Below are 19,963 nucleotides of genomic sequence, written 5' to 3'. Positions count from 1 at the left end.
TGCCCAGGTCGAGTATGCGCGCAACCACGTGCACGCCGACCAGGGCGAGTGCAGGAACATCGGCGATGCTTCTGATTTCATGCGCCTCCACCGCTATACCGGCGTCACCATGTATCGCGATGAAGCCATGCGGCTATTCCGCGAATTGCGCACGAAACTCTCCGACGGAGATTTGTTCAGTCAAGGCGGGCAACCGATCGTGAAAGAGTCGCCGTTCATCAACGACGACGCCGCGGGCTACAACCACCCGTTTGCGAAACCCTACATCATCGGATATGCGCTGTCGGGACTCCCTGGCTTGCTGGGCGAAACCCCTGATGAGGCGAAATTGCGCGATGTCATTCGCGCGGTCGCGGATTTTCTCGCCACGTCTCAAGATGCCGTCGGCGGTTGGCGCTATCCACATCCGTGCAGTTCCACCGTGATTATAAGCCAAGGCGTCGAGCATGCTATGCAGTTGACTCGGGCGGCGCAGGCCTTGGAGTTGAAGAACGAACCAATCGACAGGCTTCTCGACGCCATCGAGCGGTCGCTTCAGGCGCGCGTGAAAGGGTATGAGCGCACTGGGGCCGTTCTTTCCGGATTGACGGGATGGGAGGAATCGGTAGGCTTACTCAAGGATGGTAAGAGGCTCAGCGATCTCTATCCCACACCCGAAAGCCGCGATCGAACGCGTGACTACAGCGAGGGCGCGGTGTCCGTCGGTGGAGCACCCCCGGATGGAGTCGTCCATCTATCGGAAGTCCTGGCGTTCTACTTGGCCCACCGTCCGGCAGAACGTCTCTTCAACGCAAATGCACAACTCGGCCAGGTTCTGGCGCGTGTCGAAGACCAGAGGCTCAAGCTGACTCCTCAAGAGAAGGGCTCTTACCTGCGCATCGAGCGTCCGGGGAATCCAGAGGCCGGATTCACGCTTTGGGGGCCTGAGTGGGTGACCTTTCCAAATCTCTCCTACTCCGAGGAAGAATTGGGAGGCATGGCGCTGGCATGGAAACAAGACCCGGAGAGCGGGAGCTGCTCCTACACGTTAGACCGCGAGGATTCGACATTCACCGCCGAGTTTGTGCCGCACATCGACTACGTGGAGTGTCGCTATACGTCATGGCCGAAGGCGGCGTCACAGACTCCGGGGACGTTTGGGGTTGGGCCGTGTCAGCAGATGAAAGCAGGCATATTCGAAGGCGATGACCAGGAATTGATGTCGCGGTTCTGGTTTCTCTCGGAGGGTGCATGGACGACCCTGGCGTCTTGCGCGAACGGCAATGCCCGCAACGTATTGTACGTGCGAGGCAACGATTCTCCGGAGATGGGCGGCGATATGGCTGCAAGCGGTTGGAAGACGATTCAGGAAAGACGCCCCGACGTGCCGCTCATCGCGTGCGTGAGCCGCGACGGAAAGTGGGTCGCGGCGACGGCGGCGGAGTTCTCTACGAGTATCTGCAACAACGCGAATGCTTCGCATCGATGCATGCATTCGCAGGGAAGCATGCCGCTCAACGCGTGGGGTCCGACGACGCTGCGCGTCAATGCCTACCTTATGGAAGGCTCGCTGGACGACCTCAAGAGTGTATACGATCATCAGGTCGAGCGTTGGCGTGAAGCGCCTGCTTCCGCCGGTCGCAGTGTCGAACGCACGGCAAACTTTGGCATCCGCGAGATGCTGCCAAGCTTCAACGACGCGCGTGTGCGCGGCATGGATTTCCCTCTTGCTTGGAGACACGCGAAGACTTCATTTGATGACTGGCGATGCGCAGCGCGGGCAGCCTACTTGAAGTCGTTGGGAGAGAGACCCTCCCCCGCTCCCTTCAACATGGCTGTCACCGGCAGCGAAGATCGCGGAACGTATGTTGCACAGAAGATTGCCCTGAATCTCTCGCCCGAAGAGCGTGTGAAGGCGTATTTGCTGGTCCCGAAAGGGGACGGACCGTTTCCCGGGATCATCGCGTTGCACGATCACGGCGCGCACTTCTCGATTGGCAAAGAGAAGGTCATACAACCGTTCGCGGAATCCGAAGAGCGTTTGCAGGATGCCCAGAAGTGGGTAGATTCGTGCTATGGCGGCAAATACATCGGAGACGAGTTGGCCAAACGTGGGTACGTTGTCTTCGCGACGGACGCGTTGTATTGGGGCGACCGCGGACGTTTCGGCGGAGTCAATTACGAAGATCAGCAAGCACTAGCCTCCAACATGTCTCTCTTGGGGCTCGAGTGGTCGGGGAAGATCGCGTGGGACGACGTGCGCAGTGCGGAATTTGTGCAGGGGCTTTCGTGCGTAGACCCGGATCGCATCGGTTGCCTCGGACTCAGTATGGGGTCACACCGCACGTGGAGCCTTGCGGCAGCGACGGACATTGTGAAGGCAGGCGCTGCCATCTGCTGGATGGGCGACACACCCACGCTGACCGCACCCGGAAACAACCAGACCAAAGGGTACTCGGCGTTTTCCATGCTCGTGCCAGGACTGCGAGGCATGCTCGATTATTGCGACGTGGCCTCCATCGCGTGTCCCAAACCGATGCTCTTCTTCAACGGCTTGAAAGACGGCCTCTTCCCTGTTCCGGGAGTTGAAGCGGCATACGCCAAGATGCGCAGAGTTTGGGACTCGCAAGGCGTATCGGACAGGTTGATCACTAAGCTTTGGGACGTGCCCCATGAGTTCAATCAAGACATGCAGACTGAGGCCTTTGCCTGGATTGACGCGCAGTTGAAGCAGTAAAGCTATTCGTGGCGGAGCGCTTCGACGGGGTCCATGTTTGCGGCGCGCATGGCCGGATAGATGCCGAAGACTACGCCGACAAACGCCGAGATGGAGAATGCCAGTAGGGGTGACCACAACGTGACAATGGTCTTCAGATCGGCAAAATAAGTGATGACGATTGGGATGGCCAGGCCCAGCACGACGCCAATAATTCCACCGGTAGCGGATAGCAGAACGGTTTCGATAACAAACTGAAGAACGATATCGCGCTTCTTTGCGCCGAGCGCGCGGCGGATGCCGATTTCCCTCGTGCGCTCCGTAACGGTCGCGAGCATGATGTTCATGATGCCGATGCCGCCGACGAGCAGTGAGATACCGGCAATGGCCCCCAGAACGATGTTGAAGATGCGTTTGGTGCGTTCTGCCTGACGCAGCAGATCGAGTGGAACCACGATTTCGTAATCAGTCTTCTTGTGATTGGCAGAAAGCAAATCCGAGATGATGTGCCACGTCTCGATGACATCTTCCGTATTCTCAACTTTGATTGTCGCTTCATGCAGCTCAACGCGCTCCGCGGAAAAGCTGCCGCTGCCGCGCTGAACGAGCGTTTCCCCAAAGCGAGTCTTGGCCGCGGTCAACGGAATATACATTTGGTACGGCGCACCCGCGCCGGAGGGTCCGCCGGTTTGGGCAGTCTGATTGCCGCCATTGTTTCCGTTGCCGGTCGACTGTCTAGAAAGTGGCTCCATGATTCCGATGACTTTGTAGTAATCGCCGTCGACGCGAACGGAATTGCCTATCGGCTCGTCCAGCGGAAAGAGGATATCGGCCATCCCATTGCCCAGCACACAAACGTTCTCGTTTGCGTTTACCTCTTCCTCGGTGAAGAACCGCCCTTTGGATGGATGGTGGTTGCGCATGTCCGGGTACCAAGAGACGGTGCCGACAATATCGCAATCGATACGATTCGCGAGATTCCAGACGTCTTTCCGGATGATGCGGCTCGGTACAATAATCTGTACACCGGGAATCGTATTCCGAATGTGGCTGATGTCGTCGTACGTGAGTCCGTATTCGACCATCCAGGTTCGTTGGGCGGACGTGCTGCGATCATCCGGCGGCTTGACGCTGCGGATGATGATGTTGTTGCTTCCTAGCCGCCGGATCTGTTCCTGGGCTTCGTAGCTGAGTCCTTCACCAATAGCCAACATGGCAATCACAGAGCACACGCCGAATACAATGCCGAGTCCGGTGAGCAAAGAGCGGAGACGGTGCATCCACAGGCTTTTCATGCCGAGTTGCACCGTGCGCTTCAGGCGCGTGACACCCACGGCCGTAATAAATGACGGAAGTAACGCGGATGGCTTAAGTGTGATACTCATCGCGTTCCACGCGGCCGTCGCGGAGTCGAATGACCCGCATGGCCCTTTCTGAGACCTCGTTGGAGTGCGTGACCATGATGAGCGTTTTGCCCTGCTTGTGCAGTTCGTCGAACACGCTCAGGATATCGGAGCCGGATACCGAATCGAGGTTTCCGGTAGGTTCGTCGGCGAGGATAATCAACGGATCGTTTGCAAGGGCCCGCGCGACAGCGACGCGCTGTTGCTGGCCCCCAGACAGCTCAAACGGCTTATGGGTGAGACGGTCTTCAAGGCCTACGCGTTGCGCTAGCGAAATGGCAATTCGACGGCTATCTTCCTGGGAACGTCCCTGGTAGTAGAGAGGAACTTCGATATTCTCAAGTACATTAAGCTGCTGAATCAGATTGTACGATTGGAACACAAAACCGATCCGCGCTCCCCGGATTTCGGACAAGGCATCGTCCTCCAGGGTGGAAACGTCCCGATCGCCCAGAATGTACTTTCCCGATGTGGGTTTGTCCAGGCATCCGAGCACGTTGAGCAACGTGGACTTGCCGCAACCCGAGGGCCCCATAATGGTGACGTATTCGCCCGCATGGAAATCGAGATCAACGCCTCGAAGGGCCTCAACCATGATGGCCCCCATGAGGTAGCGCTTGTGCAACGCCTCTATCTTTGCAATGGTCTCACGCACGGCGAACGCTACTGCGGCTTGGGCGCGGCAGGCGCCTGGTCGCGATTTCGCGCCGGCCTTTCTCGCCGTTCGCCCTCTTGCTTGCCCTTGTCCCCTTCGGCCTTTTCACGCCGTTCGCCTTCTTGCTTCACCGCCTCCCCTTCGGGCTTTTCGCGCTTGTCTTGCGACTTCTCGGAATCGTCTTTCCCTGCGGTCGTGCCTGTTTGAGGCGCCCTGAGCATAACCCGTTCGCCTTCCTTCAGACCGCTCTTGATCTCGATGAAGTCCTTGTTCATCTCGCCCGTTTCAACAACCCGGCTCTGTGTGCCGCCAAATGTATCGACGACGTGGCAGACTCGCTTGCCCTCTTCGGGAAAGACCGCCTGGATGGGCACGTATATGACATCCGGGAGCTGCTTGACCATGATTTCGACCTGAGCGGTCATGCTCGGCTTGAGCCATTCAAAGGTTCCTTGGATGCTCACCGTGCAGGGATAGAGCTTGATGTCGGGATTCATCCATCGCTGACCCGAGTCGGGAAGCACGGAGATCTTCGTCACTTCGCCGTGGAGTTCTTCATCGGGATAGGCATCCAGTTTGATGGTTGCTTTTTGTCCCTTCTGGATCTGCTTAATCGCCGATTCATGAACTTTGACCTTGACCGCCATTTGCGTCATATCGGGAATCGTGATGATCTCCTGGAACTCGTTCACGTTGGCGCCCGCCTCAATGGGATCTTGTCTGCGCCACGGTTCGTCACTTCCTGCATAAACCACGAGCCCTGGGCGCTCCGCGACAATTGTGCACGCGTCGAGTTGCTCCTGAAGCTCTTTACGGCGCCGCTCACGCAACTTGAAACTCGCTTCGGACGAATTCTTGCGCGCGACGGCCTGCGCCTCTTTCGCGACAGCCTGGCGCTTCGTGCGCTCAAACTTGCGAATGGCTTCCTCATAGGCGGATAGCAGCTTCTCGCCCTGCTTCGGGAACTCGTATTTAATGAACAGCTCCTCGGCCGTCATCGCGCTATCTTTTGCCACTGTGCTCTTCTTGACGGTCATCTCGTCGTTGTCGAGATCCTGCTTCGTGACGAAGTTCTTCTCGGCAAGACGGCGCGTGCCGGTCAGCTTGGTCTCGGCCAAACCCAACTCCTGCTCCGAGAGAATACGCTCGCTCTGCAGCTTGCGCAGCGTCTGCTGTGCTTCCCCGTCTCCCAACCGCTCCGGATCGGCATACTGAGTGAAGTCGACTCGAGGCAAGTTGCTCTTTATCGCCGTCGATGCGACAACCTTCTCGGGTTGCGGTTCTTGCTTCTTTTCTTCCTTTGCGGGTGCGGGATTCTCGTCCTGTGGCTTGTCGCCTTCCTCGGCTTTGGCATCCTCTGCTTTGGGCGCTTCTCCGGCCACGTCGCCACCTGCATCCTCAGACGCTTTTGACTTGTTCTTGTCTGCGGCGGCGGCCTCATCGATTCGCTTCGATTCTTCGTCGATTTGCCGCATCACAGCTTCCAGATCGATGTCGCGCTCTTTCACAATCGTTCGCGCGAGTTCGGCCCCCAGGTACTTTTCGAAGTCCATCAAGGCGAATCGCACTTCCAACTCGGCAGCCGTGATATCGCTCTCGTTCTGCTTGAGCTGAATCTCGTACTGTTCACGCGCGTCCGTATAATTTGCTAGCGCGCTCTGATACTCGAACTCTTCCTGAGTCATACGCTCAAGGAGTTCGGAGTCGTCCAGGGTTACCAGAACCTTCTTGTTCTTGACGTCTTCTTCCGTGACCAGATACCCCTCGTCGACTATGGTGAGGATTTTGGTCTGACCTTTGATTTCGGATTTGATGGTCTGCGACTCGATCGCTTCAACCCCGCCGCCTTCAACGACGGTGATGTCGAGCGGGCCGCGTTTGGCTGCAAACGTCGTGGCTGTGCTGGGGCCGCTTGCCGACTTGCCATAGCGAGAGTAGATGCCGCCGGCAACGGCAAGGATCACGACGGCCACGATGATTCGACGCCGTGTAAACCAGCGTCTGCGCGGCCGCGATGAGCCCTCAGCTTGGGCTCTCTTGAACATCCTTGACATCCTCCCATTGGCCGTTTGGTTTGATATATAAGATACCCATGTCGCGCCAGAATTCCAGACGTGCGATGGTGTGGCGAACCAAGGCATCCGTCAATTCGTTTTGCGCGTTGATGAAGTCATTCTGCGCATCGACTTGGTCTAGGACGGTGCCTCCGCCAAACTCCGCGCGCAGCTTCTGCTCCTCCACGCGCCGTTCGCTCAGCGCGAGCGCCAGTTTCCGGTTGTCGAAGTTCCGCTTTGCTTGATCGAGATTTCGCCATGCATCGCGGACTTCGAGTTTGACGTTGTCCTCCGCAAGACTCAGTTCGCGCACGGCGCGGTCATACGAAATCAGCGCGGTGCGGTAAGAATTGCGCTCGGACTTTCTGTCCAGGGGAAGATCCACGTCCAACCCCGCAGACCATCTGGCGCGTTGGAAGTCCAAAGTATTGAATTTGTCATTGCCGGGCTCGCTGTCTACTTGTCCGGTTACGACGAGGTCAAGATCCGGCAGCAACGCGTTGGCCGCGACTTTGATCTTCCGCCCGGAGTCGTCCTCCTGGTCTCTCACATTGTATAGGTCCAACCGCGCAACTCGGGCAACCTCTACCGCCTCATCGTCAGTGACCGTGGGATGTTGAATACCAACTTCGCGTAACGTGTCCAGTTCGTGATCGTCCAGGATGATAGACGCATCGGTGGGAAGTCCAAGTAGAATCTTGAACCTATCGAGACTTTGCTTGTATGCGCGGATCGAATCGACCCAACTGTTCTCGGAGTTGAGAAGGCTTTGCTCAATACGGCCGAGATCGGTCTGAGTCCTGCGACCCTCTTCGGCAAGTGCGCGTTCTCGCTCTGCGCTGAGACGGAACGACTGGTAACCTTGCCAATTGTTCCTGACGGCATCGCGATTCTGAAGTACCGAGTAATAGGACGATGCAACTTGCACGACGAATTCCTGACGGAACCGTGTGAAGGTGCGCAATTGATACAGCACGTCGCGCTCGGCCTGGGTGAGTTGTTCTGCAACGACATCCTTACCCCGGCCGCGCAACAAAGGTTGCGTGATACTTCCGACCAAAGCCGACGAAGTGGTCACGCTCGGATCGCCCGTCAGGAAACGCAAAAAGTCAGAGGTCAAGCTAGCCGCGATGCGTCCGCCACCCCTTAGCAGCAGATTGACGCCAACTGAGGTGTCGCCAGACACACTCCGCTCGTTCATGATTTCGTTCTTGGGCTGATTGAGGCCCGTTACGGTAAACGCCTCCTCGACAACGCTCGCATATTCATTCAACAGCTTTGCAGGCGTACCCGCCAGAGAACCTACCGCCTGGAGCGCAGCGATCGACGTGGCGTCCGGCGGAATGCCATAAAGCTCCAGGAAGCCTGCGGCTGTTGGAGCATTCCCAAGAAGTGTGGAAGCGTTCGCGCCGGTGCTTTGCATGAAGCCCGGTATCGCCTGGGCCAATTCGCCTGTAGCTGAAAGCTTGGATATATCTTGCGTGGATCGATTGTATCGCGCTGATCCCCCCGCCGAAAAAATGGGAGTAAAACGATGCCTGTCGAGAGTCAGGGACAGTGCTTGAAGGTAGAGCAGCTCTTTCTGGTTCTGATAGGTGCGACTATTCGTGACCGCAATCTGAAGCGCCTTCTCCAGCGAAAGCACTTGAGCTCCAGATTCCGTCTGCCCCATTTCGCCCAGAAACTCGGGTGGCTGTTCCGCACCGGGCAAGTCCTTGACCGGATCCTCGCTCGCCTTCTCGATGTTGAATTCCTCGGGCATGCCGGGCACATCACCGGACTTGGCCTTAATAATGGAGTAGACCTCGCGATCGGCGCGCTCTTTGTAATGGGTAGTCGAGCATCCTATTGCGCATAGAATGCCTGTGATGACAACTAACGTTTGGAGCAAGCGAGGCATGTAAATCAATTCGCCGTGGTGTTAGTGACGCACTTTCTTAGACGTCGCCCTCGTGTGAAACGTTCATATCGAGTCGCACGTTGACATCGATGACGACAGGCTGGCGGCTTGGCGCTACGCTATCTCCAATCGTATCAATGATGGTCGCTAAACTCAAAATATACCCCCCTCAGGAAACCTCCTGGACTAGCCCGCTGTCTACGGCGGACTCAACCAGCAAATGGCGCATTCAAGCCCTTTCGATCATGAATGCCCTTCGCAGGTCTCAGAGTTGCCTCCTCCCCCGAAGTTCTCCTATGCGACTGCGAAGTGAACTCTGTGTAAACTCCACTACACGTCTGCACAATACAAGATTGATCCACGCACCCGAATTGGTTACACCTTCTAGTCCGCAATTTGCAGCGGCGCGATTGAGCGCCGGCGCAAATTACTCACGTGCAAGACGCTGAAGGTATGCCATGAGGATTTCTCGCGAATTCGTGACAAATCAGCGCTACAACGCAGTCTGCGCCTCAAAGAATGCACGCACTTCAGCCACGTCTCGTTGTATCTGGGCGATGAGATCCTGCACGGACGGGAAACGGATTTCCGAGCGCAGACGCTTGAGAAATGCGACTTCGACCTCTCTACCCTCAAGATTGCCGCTGAAGTCCAGGAGATGGGCTTCAATGGTCATATCTTCGTTGCGGATAGTTGGCGCGATACCAATGTTAACTGCCGTTGGGTAGGCTCGACCATCAAGATATGTATAGGCGACATAGACGCCCTGAGCCGGGATCGCGGAATGATGAGGCCGTACGTTGGCTGTTGGGAAGCCTATGGACGAACCAATGTGTCGACCTGGCACCACCTCGCCCACAACCGAATACGGACGCCCAAGGAAAGCTTCGGCCTTGCTGATATCGCCAAGCAAGAGTCGTTCGCGGATTAGCGTACTGCTCACGCGCTCGCCGTCCATGAGCAAGGGCTCCACTTGCGTTACTGAAAACCCTGACTTTGACGCGAGGTTCCTCAACAACTCGAAATCACCGCGGGCGCGTTTCCCAAATCGGAAGTCATGACCAACAACCACAGACTCTGCGCGACAGCGCCGAACCAGTATCTCTTCGACGAACGCCTCGGGCTCCAGCGAAGCCACCGTCTCGTCGAACGGCAACACAAATACCGCATCGATTCCCGCTTGCTCAAAGAGCTGCCATTTCTTGGATTCGCTGGTCAGCAGACTGGGCGCGTGATCGGGGCTGAAGAACTCGCGCGGATGCGGCTTCAGAGTAAGGACCGCGGAGCTTCCCATTCGAGCGCGCGCCTGACGTAACACTTCATCCAGGATTGTGCGGTGCCCCAGGTGGACCCCGTCAAAGCTCCCGATGGTGAGAACCAATCCCGAGAACTGCACCTCATGCGTGCGGATATCGTTGACGATTTGAATCACTTTTCACAAAGCACCCGTTTGGGTTGGATGCGAACCTGTCCGCATGAAAGATGCACTTCTCCCAGAGCGAGCAGCTCACCCGCTTCCGACTTGACCTGGATCCATCCATCTTGAACCGGACACGGAGCAGTGAGGTCGTCGATACCAAGAAGACCTCCCGAAGAAACCATGGGCCGGCTTGATCGCCGAACGGTCACCTGGGGTAATTCGAGGGCGCTATCGACGTTAAGCAGACATGAACGCACGCTCTCCGGATTCTGAAAATACTCAACGGGCTTCGCCGTGTCCACTGAATGCGGTCCGACAAACGTTCGACGCAAGGCCGCCAGCGCAGCGCCGCAACCCAGCAATTCACCGACGTCATGGCACAGAGATCGGGCATAGGTGCCGCGCGTGCAACGCACCCGGAATTGGACATCCGGCGGCGCGAGTTCCAGTAACGTGAACTCGCGAATGGTGACAGGTCGCGGTTCGCGCTCCACGACGACACCTTTGCGGGCCATCTTGTAGAGGCGCTCCCCTCCCACTTTCACCGCGCTCACCATGGGCGGAACCTGCATGATGGTTCCCGTCATGGTGTCGAAAATGGACTGAATGCGTTCGGCCGTTACGGGTGGCACGGGCTTCTCGGCAACCACTTTGCCGTCCAGATCGTACGAATCGGTGGTCAATCCAAGGCGCATGGTGCCTTCATACACTTTGTCGAGTCCTGTCAGAAACTCGGAAAGCCGCGTCGCTGGACCCAGACAGAGTATTAGAAGCCCCGTTGCCGCCGGATCGAGCGTACCCGTATGGCCGACCCGGCGCATGCCCGCGGCACGCCGAATGCGGTCAACGACATCGTGCGATGTAAGCCCCGCGGGTTTGTCTACCAGAAGAATGCCGTTCATTCAGGGCCCTTTATGTGTTCAGGCAACGCGGCCATAACCGCGGCAACCGCTTCCTTCATGGGGCGCTGCAACGTAGCACCCGCTGCCGCAGCATGCCCTCCCCCACCGAACTCGCGAAGCATCTCAGCGCAATTCACGGGCGGACGCGCGCGAAAGCTCACTTTGGTGATTCCTGGACCTGCTTCGCGGAAAAGGGCAGCGAGCTGCACCCCCTCGATGTTGCGAAGGTAGTTGATAAGCCCATCCACGTCCTCTCCCTTCGCGCCGGTCTCTTCCATATCGGCCAACGTCAGTTGAGCGCTGGCGAAAAGACCGTTGGGCGAAACATGCGCGCGCTGCAGGACACGACCCAGCAGGTCGAATCGTGGGCGTGTCATCGTGTCGAAAATGCGCGCGGAGATCTCCGCCACATCGACGCCCGCTTCGAGCAGGCGTGCCGCGGTTCGGTGCGCGCGGGGATTCGTATTCGAATAGCGGAAACTCCCGGTGTCGGTTATCAGCGCGACATACGCGCATTCGGCCGCTTCCCGCGAGATGGGGAGTCCTGCAAGTTCGAAAAGGTCTATCACGATTTCGCAGGCCGCGGCGTACGATGGATTCACAACATGGATCGGCGCATCGATCGTCTCTGCCAAGTGGTGATCCAGCGCGATGAGCGTCGTGGATTCCGTGATCAGTTTTTCCACTTCCCCAATACGAGAGCACTGGTGTGCGTCGATGATAACAACAACATCAAACGTCGCTTGAAGCGACCCTGGCGGCACAATGTCCTGTGCCCCGGGCAACCAAGTGTATGCGCGTGGCGTCGGATCGGCTAGCGAGCACGTGACCTGCTGCTTCCCAAGGGCGCGCACGAAATGTGCCATTGCCAGAAGGCTTCCCACGGCATCGCCATCCGGGGAAGTATGGCTCGTGACAAGAATGGATTGGCCTTCGTTGAGAGCATCCAATACGGCGCGAAGGCCGCTATTCAGATTCTTGCTCATGTTCCTGCTCTGCGTGGATTTCGCGCAATCGTTCTTCGATGCGGTAAGCCGTGTCCAGGGTGGTGTCTTCGTGGAAACGAATCTCAGGTGTAACGCGCAACCGGATTCGTTTGCCCAATTCGCGACGCATGTAACCCGCGGCCTGCCGCAATCCGACCAGGGAACCCTTGCGCTCGCTCTCGCTGCCGTAAAGACTCACGTACACGTCCGCATAGCTCAGGTCAGGAGACATCTTGACCTCCATAACGGACACAAAACCAATCCGGGGATCCTTGACCCCTTTGGTTAATAAGTCGGCGATTTCCTTGCGGAGTTGTTCGCCAACGCGGCGTGCTCTTCCTTCGGGCATTACATCATCTCGATTTGGTAGTCGGCCAATTCCGCGCCGCCTTTGTTGGCAGAGAATTGAACGATTTCGTTGAGTTGTGTGTTAACGAAACGGCTGTCGTCACCCACGACGCAGACGGCGATTTGTGCGCGTCCCCAGAGCTCCTTTGCGCCCACCTCCGCCACGGAACAGTTGTACCGGTTGCGCAATTGTTCCTTAAGACTCTTCACGACCCGGCGCTTGTCTTTCAAGGAGCGGGAGCCTGGAACGAGGATGTCCATCTTCAGAAGTCCGATGGTCATCTGGAGTATCCTGTTCTCGGTCTGAATTTCTCACGGGCACACACGAAGGCTCCCCGCACCCTGGACAGCCGCAACGTTTACGAAATGTCCAGCGACTTCACGCGAACACGGTGTTCGTGAGAAATCATCGTGGGAAACCTCAAAGTCCTGCTCGTGAGTATTCCGCGCTGTCGCACGTCGGCGCACCGGCGCGAAATACGGCTTAGGCTAAAGTCTTGGCCACCGTATCGACGCGATAGAGCTCTATAACGTCGCCGACCTTGATGTCCTCGAAATTCTCAAGTTTGATACCGCATTCGAAACCGGCCGCGACTGTGCGCGCATCGTCTTTCTCGCGCCGCAAGGTACCGATCTTGCCTTGATACACCACGACGCTGTCGCGCGTAACGCGCGCCGGAGACCCGCGATGAACTTCACCGTCGAGCACGTAGCATCCCGCGATATTTCCATGTGCCGATGAACGGAACACTTGGCGAATCTCGATATGGCCGGTTACCACTTCCTTGGATTCAGGCGTAAGCATGCCCTCAAGAGCCAAGCGAACATCTTCGATGGCCTCGTAAATCACGCGATACGTCCTGATGTCCACGCCTTCCTGCTCGGCAAGCTTCTGCGCGCGCGGACTGGCCGTCACGTGGAATCCGATGATGACCGCGTCGCTGGCACTGGCCAACAGGATGTCGGACTCGTTGATTCCACCCACGCCGGAGTGAACCAGCCGCACATGGACTTCTTGATTCCCCACTTTCGCGAGGCTCGATTCCAACACGTCCACGGAGCCTTGCACGTCGGCTTTCAGCACGACATTCAGCTCGTGCGTCTCGCCGGCTTCGAGAAGCAAGTGGAAGTCTTCCAGGGTTACGCGGCGCGTCTTCTCGCGTTGTTTCTGGCGCGTAATCTCGGCGCGCTTCTCTGCGATGGCGCGCGCTACGCGTTCGTCCTCAACCGCGACGAAGTGGTCGCCCGCATCGGGAAGCGAGTTGAACCCGGTCACGACCACCGGAGTAGCGGGTCCCGCTTCCTGGACGGCCTCGCCGCGCGAATTGTGCATTGAGCGGACGCGACCGTAGGAATTACCTGCAAGGAAAGCATCGCCGACACGCAAGGTTCCGTTCTTCACAAGTATCCATGCGACCGGACCTTGCCCTCGTGTGATTTCCGATTCGACAATCACGCCTCGGGCGCGCTTATTCGGATTACCCTTCAACTCAAGCATCTCGGCTTCAAGCACGAGCAGTTCCATCAGCTCGGCCACGCCTTCATTGCGCTTAGCCGAAATGTTCTTCATGATGGTTTTACCGCCCCACGCCTCATCGACGAGTTCGAAGCGGGTCAACTCCTGGCGAATGCGCTCGGGCTGAGCATCGGGCTTGTCGCACTTGTTGATTGCGACAACGATAGGCACATCCGCGGCCTTCGCGTGGTCAATGGCCTCGATGGTCTGCGGCATGACGCCGTCGTCGGCCGCGACAACCAGCACCACAATATCCGTAATCTGTGCGCCGCGAGCGCGCATTTGCGTGAACGCTTCGTGACCGGGCGTATCGAGGAACACGATCCGCTTTTCGCCGATGCGGTGGTCGTACGCCGCGATATGCTGCGTGATGCCACCCGCTTCGCCATCGGCAACGTTCGCCTCGCGAACGCGGTCGAGCAGACTGGTCTTTCCATGGTCGACGTGACCCATAACCGTGACGACCGGCGCGCGCGGAAGCAGATCTTCAGGCGCATCCGGCTCTTCAGCAAGCACCTCGTCTTCACCGGGAATAATGGCTTCGACTTGAACCCCCCTGGGCTCGACCAGTTGCCGGATCATATCGATGCCAAGGACCTGGTTCTTGTTCGCCAGGACGTTCAAGTCCATCAGGTCGAGAATAATGTCATTGACAGGCACATCCAATTCGTTGGCAAGAGCTTCTACAGTCATGCCCTCTTCAACTTGAATGACCTGCATTTCGGAAACGTCTTCAACGCCCTCCATCTCGGGCATATCCTCACGAGTTCTGCGGCGTTTCCGTTTGCGTGGGCCCATTCCGATTCCACCGGCCTGATATTCACGGACGGCGGCGGCGGCATTACGGCGCATCGTATCTTCGGTACGCTGCTTTTCGGCTTGTTTCTGGCGCTTTCGGGCCGTCTTGCCCGTATGCCCGACCTTGCGAGATTCGAGAGCGCGCTGCTGCTGGATCTTGTGCATGCGCTCTGCGGCGCGGCGTTGTACTTCGGCCACGACGGCAGGATCGGGTTTGGCTAACGGCTTGGCAATCAGTTGCGCTTTGCGTTCTTCTTCTTCCTCTTGACGACGTTCCGCTTCGGCAAGAACCGGAGAGATGTCTTCTTCTTCCTCGATTTCTCCCAGCGGGTGGACTACCGCCGTCGTCTCCAATATATCGTCGGCATGGGCCACTGGCACATGCGTGCCATCGGCTCGGACCACTTCCACCACGGGCTCCGCCTTCTCGACGGCGCTCCCAATGACGATTTCCGGACCTTTGGGCTTCTCGGGCTGCCGCTTCTTGGGTTCTGGAGCCTTGGTCGGAGCAGGCGGCTCAACCTTCGCGGCTTCTGCAGATGCCGGCGCTTCTGCCACGACCGGAGCTTCCCCGTCTTCGCTGCGGATAATCTCCGCGACAGCATGCCCGGATTCGTCGCCAGCATGCTCCTCGGAAGCCTCTTCCGCATGCTTCTTGGCGTGTGCGGAAGCCTTCTTCTTGGCAGCCGGTTTTTCGCCCTCAGCGTCCTTCTCGACGGCTTTCTTCTTGGCGGCCGCTTTCTTTTTCGCCGCTTCCCTAAGTCGCTCGGTGCGCTTCTGGACCTTTTCCTGCTCCAGAAGCTTCGCGTCACGTACGCGGTCTGCCGCCTCCGGATCGTCGGCGGCTTCAATCAGCAAATCGCAGGCGTCATCGCTGATTTCCGATTCAGCGCTTTCGACGTCGATCAGCATGTACCGCAGCTTTTCTACCGCCAACTCGGGCGCCATACCCAGTCGATCGGCCAAGCTGGAAACTGTTTGCATTAACGCTTACTCCCGAGCACCCATGAGTAAATTTGAGATATCCAACGAGGCGTAAACGGCGTCTACTCCTCTGAACTCTCGGTAGACTGCGCAGCTTCAACATCTTGCTGCGCTTCCTCCGCGTCTCCTTCCGGTTCCTTTGCCGGAGCCGAAGACGCGGCAGGACCGTCGGACAACTCGACATCGCTCTTGATATCGATGTTCCATCCCATGAGCTTCGAGGCGAGACGGGCGTTTTGACCCCGCTTGCCAATCGCCAGCGAGAGCTGGTCGTGAGGCACAATGACCAGGATGGACTTTGTCTGTTCGTCGACGGTTATATCCAGAATATCGGCCGGGTTGAGCGCATTCCCGCACATTTCCACCGGGTCTTCGCTCCAACGGACGATATCAATCTTCTCTCCACACAACTCTTCCACGACCGCGCGAACGCGCGAACCCTTCATACCGACGCACGCACCCACGGGGTCCACATTTGGATCTTTGGACGCTACCGCAATCTTCGTACGGCTGCCCGGCTCGCGCGAAATGGCGCGAATCTGAATCGTGCCGTCATAGATTTCGGGCACTTCAAGGTCGAACAGCGCACGCACAAACTCGGGCGTAGTGCGCGAAAGCACAATTTGCGGTCCGCGGGGACTCTTTTCCACCTGCAACAGGTAGGCCCGAATACGGTCGCCGGGCTTGAAGCTCTCGCGGGGAGACTGTTCGCGCTGAGGCAACAAGGCTTCGGCGCGCCCAACGGAAACGATGATGTTCCCGTGCGAAACCCGCTTCACCAAACCCGTCACCAACTCGCCTTCGCGCTGCTTGTATTCGCCGTACACGTTCTCGCGCTCGGCGTCCTTCAGCCGCTGCATGAGCACTTGCATGGCGGTTTGAGCCGCAATGCGCCCGAAACCTCGCGGCTCCGTGAGCACTTTCAGCTTGTCGCCGACACGCGCGTCATGATTAAGCGATTGCGCTTCCGCCAGGGAAACCTCTCGAATGGTATCTTCGACAAATTCAACCACGGTCCGGATTTCGTAGACTTTGTAGGCGAGACTCTTCTGATCGATCTCCACCTGAATGGTCGCGTTCGGGTGGAACGTCTTCCGCGCAGCACTCTCAATGGCGCCACGAATCGCATCGATCACGGTATCCCTGTCGATGCTCTTCTCCGCCTGGAGTTGCTGCAGGATAACCTGCAAGTCCTTGTCCACCGCATTACCTCGCGTAGTCTGGCGTCTAGCGAACCAGATTAGCCTTGTGTACGTTCTCTATCTGGATACGATGGAGTATCCCCTCCGATTCGACGAGGACCGCTCCATTCTCAAACCCTCTGAGCGTACCGGCGAACCGTTTCCGGCCTTCCACCGGAAGGTGTGTCTTCACCTTGATGCGTTCGCCCGCAAATCGCCCAAAGTCCGCAGGTTTCCTCACCGGACGATCAAATCCCGGCGAAGACACCTCCAGCACGTAACTACCGCTGATCAACTCCTCTTTGTCCAGCAAAGGTCCTAGAAATTGCGATACGGCAGCGCAGTCGTCCAGGGTGATCCCCTTCTCCTTATCTATAAAGACGCGGAGAATGGACCGTCCCGAACCACCCGCTACCTCTACCTCTACCAACTCATAGCCTTGCTGGGCTAGCTCAGGTTCGAGGGTTTTCCATGCTCGTTCATGAATTTCCAGACTCGGCACGGCTTCCCTCGATTTGACACCAAGTAAAAAGAGTGGGCGCAAACCCACTCTTGTGACACTTCGCGCATGAGCGATGCTAAGTCTAGCATAGTAAGGCGGATGGGTGCAACCTGTGCGACAGTCAATGAAGTCTGGGGGTGGAAGTGAGCAGAGAATCGGCTCGTCAACAGAGAACTATTCCCGACCTCCTCTCCGAACTCCGTTCAAGGCATTGGCTTAAAGCATTAACAATCCCAGATTTCTCTGACCGTCTGGATGCCCACGATGGGTATGGAAGCGCCCGCCGGTGATGGTGCATTCCCCCACGATGCTAATCTGGTTTTCGGGAATACCCGAGGCCGCCAACTGCCGGAAGTTGGCCTGCCACAAATCCAGAAATCGCCCCGTTACGGGAAGGCCTGCCGCGGTAAACTCGTCGGCCATCTCTTGGGACACCTCATACGCGCCGGGACCTGCCGACGGGCCAATGAGCGCGTGAAGGCATTCCGGAGATGTGCCAAACTCTTGCACCATAGCAGTGACGGTGGCTCCCGCGATGTCCAACATCGTCCCGACGCGCCCGGCATGCACCAGCCCAATCGCTTTTCGAACCGGGTCAAATAAATAGACAGGTACGCAATCCGCAACACGAATTCCCAAGGCCAAGCCCGGAGTTGCCGTGATAAGCGCATCCGTATCCGGAATGGCAGTATCGGTGCGCTTCGTACCTCTTCCCCCATCCCCTGGTCCAGCAACAGCCACATGGTTCCCGTGGACCTGATGCGCCTGTACAACGGATTCGGCGCTCACGCCACATTGCTCGAAATAGCGCTGGCGGGCTGCGCCGCCGTCCCGCGCGTTGAACCCGCAATCCCCATCCGACTTGTCTGAGATTGCCGCGACGCGGACGCCAAGCGCCTCATACTCGGGAAATCGCATCATGGCCGACGTCTCTGTCCGAGTCCGTCCGAGGGGTCAAAAACGGCATAATACAGGGACTGACACAAGCGCAGCGAAGCGGAGACGTGTCTGTCCCTGCTTTCCGCCGGAAATAAGATGCCATCAGGATGAGTCACTCCACCACGACGAATCAAAAGCGGCTGAAAACAGGGACTGACGCAAGCGCAGCGAAGCGAAGAGGTGTCTGTCCCTGCTTTCCGCCCCAGAAAAAAAGATGCCATCAGTATGAGTCGCTCCACTAGAGAATGTACTTGCTCAGATCGCGGCTCTCCACAATCTTCTTCAGCCGCTCCTCGACCATCGGTCCATCGACAACATACGACTTCCCCTTGTTCTCGGGGCCTTCGAAGGAAATGTCCTCAAGCAGGAACTCCATGACCGTGTGCAAACGACGCGCGCCGATGTTCTCCGACTGCTGGTTCACTTCCTGGCAGATGCGGGCGATGGCATCGACAGCGTCATCTTTGAACTCCAACGTGACGCCTTCCGTCCCCAGCATCTCCGTGTATTGCTTCAACAGCGAATTCTGCGGCTCGCGCAGAATCCGCGCAAAGTCCGCCGCTTCAAGGTTGTCCAGTTCCACGCGAATCGGGAAACGCCCCTGGAGCTCCGGAATCAAATCAGAGACCTTGGTCATGTGAAAGGCGCCCGCCGCAATAAACAGGATGTGGTCAGTGCGCACCGGTCCGTACTTCGTGACCACCGTGCTGCCTTCCACGATCGGCAGAATATCCCGCTGCACCCCTTCCCGCGACACATCCGGACCATGCCCCTTCGTACCGCGACCGGCTATCTTGTCGATTTCGTCCAGGAACACGATCCCCGAATTCTCGGTGCGTTCAACGGCTCGCTTGACGACCAGATCCATGTCGGTCATGTTGTCCAACTCTTCGGCTTCCAGAATGCTGCGAGCCTCCGCGACGGTCACCTTCCGTCTACGGGTGCGTTGCGGCATCATGCGTCCGAACATCTCTTGCAGGTTGACGCCCATCTCTTCCAGGCCGCTGTTGGAAAACACCTGCATCATCGAGGTCTTGCCGGTTTCGCGCGTCTCGATCTCGATTTCGCGCTCGTCCATTTCCCCCGCCGCAAGCTTCCGCTGCAAGATGGCCCGCGTACGCGCTTCGCTGTCATCCGCGGGCGGAGCCGGCGCCGGGCCCTCATCGCCTGCCAACGGGTCCGCCGGACGGTAAATGCGTTGCGGGCGCGGCTGTGGCGGCAACAACAGGTCCAAGAGACGCGCCTCGGCCGCTTCCCTCGCCTTGCCCTGAAGCTCCTTCTGCATCTCCGCCTTGACCATCGCGAGGCCCACTTCCATCAACTCGCGGATCATGGACTCGCAATCCCTGCCCACATAACCTACTTCGGTGAACTTCGATGCTTCGACCTTCACAAACGGCGCATCCGCGAGGCGCGACAACCGCCGGGCAATCTCCGTCTTGCCGACGCCCGTTGGCCCAATCATGATGATGTTCTTCGGGATGACCTCGTCGCGAAACTCCTCCGGGATTTGCTGGCGCCGCCAACGGTTACGCAAGGCGACCGCGACTTTACGCTTCGCTTCCGTCTGCCCGACGATATACTTATCCAACTCTTCAACGATCTGACGCGGGGTCATGGTGCTCATTCAGAAAAACTCCAGGTGAGTAAGGCGTGCGGCAAGCGTTCCAGCCTGATTAA

At 57.8% G+C, this 19,963-nt stretch carries 15 protein-coding genes; 1 reads left to right on the top strand and 14 read right to left on the bottom strand.

What is annotated here, in order from left to right:
* Window positions 1-1,537: 1,537 nt before the first annotated feature.
* Window positions 1,538-2,716: a dienelactone hydrolase family protein gene (locus tag K1Y02_12460; protein MBX7257167.1), complete on the top strand. Its 1,179-nt coding sequence runs from the start codon at window positions 1,538-1,540 to the stop codon at window positions 2,714-2,716.
* 2 nt (window positions 2,717-2,718) lie between these two features.
* Here the strand turns inward: K1Y02_12460 and K1Y02_12455 are convergent, their stop codons facing one another.
* From K1Y02_12455 to hslU, 14 genes are all read right to left on the bottom strand, one after another.
* Window positions 2,719-4,080, bottom strand: a complete 1,362-nt coding sequence (locus tag K1Y02_12455; GenBank protein MBX7257166.1) for an ABC transporter permease — start codon at window positions 4,078-4,080, stop codon at window positions 2,719-2,721.
* Window positions 4,064-4,705, bottom strand: a complete 642-nt coding sequence (locus tag K1Y02_12450; GenBank protein MBX7257165.1) for an ABC transporter ATP-binding protein — start codon at window positions 4,703-4,705, stop codon at window positions 4,064-4,066. Before K1Y02_12450 ends, K1Y02_12455 begins: the two co-directional genes overlap by 17 nt.
* A 56-nt stretch (window positions 4,706-4,761) precedes the next feature.
* The gene (locus K1Y02_12445) at window positions 4,762-6,798 is read right to left on the bottom strand and encodes an HlyD family efflux transporter periplasmic adaptor subunit (protein MBX7257164.1); all 2,037 of its coding nucleotides are present in this window, start codon (window positions 6,796-6,798) and stop codon (window positions 4,762-4,764) included.
* A complete protein-coding gene (locus K1Y02_12440) occupies window positions 6,776-8,707 on the bottom strand; it encodes a TolC family protein (protein ID MBX7257163.1) in 1,932 nt (643 codons plus the stop codon). Before K1Y02_12440 ends, K1Y02_12445 begins: the two co-directional genes overlap by 23 nt.
* A gap of 493 nt (window positions 8,708-9,200) precedes the next feature.
* The gene (locus tag K1Y02_12435; GenBank protein MBX7257162.1) at window positions 9,201-10,139 is read right to left on the bottom strand and encodes a bifunctional riboflavin kinase/FAD synthetase; all 939 of its coding nucleotides are present in this window, start codon (window positions 10,137-10,139) and stop codon (window positions 9,201-9,203) included.
* A complete protein-coding gene (gene truB / locus K1Y02_12430) occupies window positions 10,136-11,029 on the bottom strand; it encodes a tRNA pseudouridine(55) synthase TruB (GenBank protein MBX7257161.1) in 894 nt (297 codons plus the stop codon). Before truB ends, K1Y02_12435 begins: the two co-directional genes overlap by 4 nt.
* On the bottom strand, window positions 11,026-12,015 hold the full coding sequence (locus K1Y02_12425) for a bifunctional oligoribonuclease/PAP phosphatase NrnA (protein MBX7257160.1): 990 nt from the start codon (window positions 12,013-12,015) through the stop codon (window positions 11,026-11,028). The genes truB and K1Y02_12425 overlap by 4 nt, the downstream gene beginning before the upstream one ends.
* The gene (rbfA, locus tag K1Y02_12420; GenBank protein MBX7257159.1) at window positions 11,996-12,364 is read right to left on the bottom strand and encodes a 30S ribosome-binding factor RbfA; all 369 of its coding nucleotides are present in this window, start codon (window positions 12,362-12,364) and stop codon (window positions 11,996-11,998) included. The genes K1Y02_12425 and rbfA overlap by 20 nt, the downstream gene beginning before the upstream one ends.
* The gene (locus K1Y02_12415; GenBank protein ID MBX7257158.1) at window positions 12,364-12,645 is read right to left on the bottom strand and encodes a DUF503 domain-containing protein; all 282 of its coding nucleotides are present in this window, start codon (window positions 12,643-12,645) and stop codon (window positions 12,364-12,366) included. The genes rbfA and K1Y02_12415 overlap by 1 nt, the downstream gene beginning before the upstream one ends.
* A gap of 202 nt (window positions 12,646-12,847) precedes the next feature.
* The gene (gene infB / locus K1Y02_12410; GenBank protein MBX7257157.1) at window positions 12,848-15,661 is read right to left on the bottom strand and encodes a translation initiation factor IF-2; all 2,814 of its coding nucleotides are present in this window, start codon (window positions 15,659-15,661) and stop codon (window positions 12,848-12,850) included.
* Between the two features lie 62 nt (window positions 15,662-15,723).
* The gene (gene nusA, locus K1Y02_12405) at window positions 15,724-16,863 is read right to left on the bottom strand and encodes a transcription termination factor NusA (protein ID MBX7257156.1); all 1,140 of its coding nucleotides are present in this window, start codon (window positions 16,861-16,863) and stop codon (window positions 15,724-15,726) included.
* Window positions 16,864-16,888: 25 nt separating this feature from the next.
* Window positions 16,889-17,344: a ribosome maturation factor RimP gene (locus tag K1Y02_12400; GenBank protein ID MBX7257155.1), complete on the bottom strand. Its 456-nt coding sequence runs from the start codon at window positions 17,342-17,344 to the stop codon at window positions 16,889-16,891.
* A 216-nt stretch (window positions 17,345-17,560) separates the two neighbouring features.
* On the bottom strand, window positions 17,561-18,265 hold the full coding sequence (locus tag K1Y02_12395; protein ID MBX7257154.1) for a polyphenol oxidase family protein: 705 nt from the start codon (window positions 18,263-18,265) through the stop codon (window positions 17,561-17,563).
* Window positions 18,266-18,521: 256 nt separating this feature from the next.
* Complete coding sequence (gene hslU, locus K1Y02_12390; GenBank protein MBX7257153.1) at window positions 18,522-19,910, bottom strand: ATP-dependent protease ATPase subunit HslU; 1,389 nt, start codon at window positions 19,908-19,910, stop codon at window positions 18,522-18,524.
* Window positions 19,911-19,963: the final 53 nt, after the last annotated feature.

The sequence above is a fragment of the Candidatus Hydrogenedentota bacterium genome (assembly GCA_019695095.1).
Lineage (GTDB): Bacteria > Hydrogenedentota > Hydrogenedentia > Hydrogenedentales > SLHB01 > JAIBAQ01.
Note: the sequence above shows the minus strand (reverse complement) of the source record. Positions and strands in the feature narration are given on the sequence as shown.